The sequence below is a fragment of the Holdemanella biformis DSM 3989 genome, from assembly GCF_000156655.1.
GTDB classification, from domain to species: Bacteria; Bacillota_I; Bacilli_A; order Erysipelotrichales; family Erysipelotrichaceae; genus Holdemanella; species Holdemanella biformis.
The window spans coordinates 176,423-177,106 of sequence record NZ_DS996843.1; the positions used below are offsets into that span (position 1 = coordinate 176,423).

General features: G+C 35.5%; 2 protein-coding genes. Both read right to left on the reverse strand.

What is annotated here, in order from left to right:
• Positions 1-195: 195 nt before the first annotated feature.
• On the reverse strand, positions 196-393 hold the full coding sequence (locus EUBIFOR_RS07575; protein ID WP_040466341.1) for a hypothetical protein: 198 nt from the start codon (positions 391-393) through the stop codon (positions 196-198).
• Positions 362-684 (reverse strand): IS200/IS605 family transposase (tnpA, locus tag EUBIFOR_RS12465; RefSeq protein ID WP_083783535.1); only part of this gene is annotated, 323 nt, incomplete at its 5' end. The genes EUBIFOR_RS07575 and tnpA, both read right to left, overlap by 32 nt.

Below are 684 nucleotides of genomic sequence, written 5' to 3' on the forward strand. Positions count from 1 at the left end.
TTCCTCGAAATACATCCTCCGCTTTCGTTAGTGCAAATACGGCATCGATTCCATATTTCTTTTTAATGACAATCATTGAAGTTCTGCAGTAATCCCATGTCACATCATACTGTTTCTGCATTTCCTTCATCTGATTACATACATCTTTTAATGCCTTCTTATTATCGGCATCCTTATATTTCTTATAAAGACTTTTTAACTTGCGATACCTTTTCGTACGAACAAGCTGATCATATCTTTTTTCATGATTCCAGTCAGTTCATTACCAGCCTTACGAATCAAATCGGCATAATGAAAAATCTGACACTTTTCTACATAAGTCAGATTCGTTTCTAATACTAATACATGTCTATCTGAACATCTACGATAGGCTTTCAATTCGGGTTGTATCATCTTTCTGCTCCTCGATATATTTTTTGACTGCAGCTTCACTGATATGCCCTACAGAAGATATAAAATATCCATTTGACCATAATTTTCCACATCTCGCATAGAATCTCTTCAATTCCGGATACGCCTTCAACAATTGGATTGCACTCATAGATTTCAATGTTCGAACAACATCACAAGGTGCAGTCGTTACAGGACAGTCTACAAAAATATGTATATGATCAGGCATGACCTCTAAAGCTTTTATAATATATCCATACGCATCACAAACTTCAGAAAGAATCTTCTTCAACG

Excerpts from the sequence above, each read along its gene's own strand:
- EUBIFOR_RS07575 (WP_040466341.1), bottom strand. The coding sequence starts at position 393 with ATGATACAACCCGAATTGAAAGCCTATCGTAGATGTTCAGATAGACAT.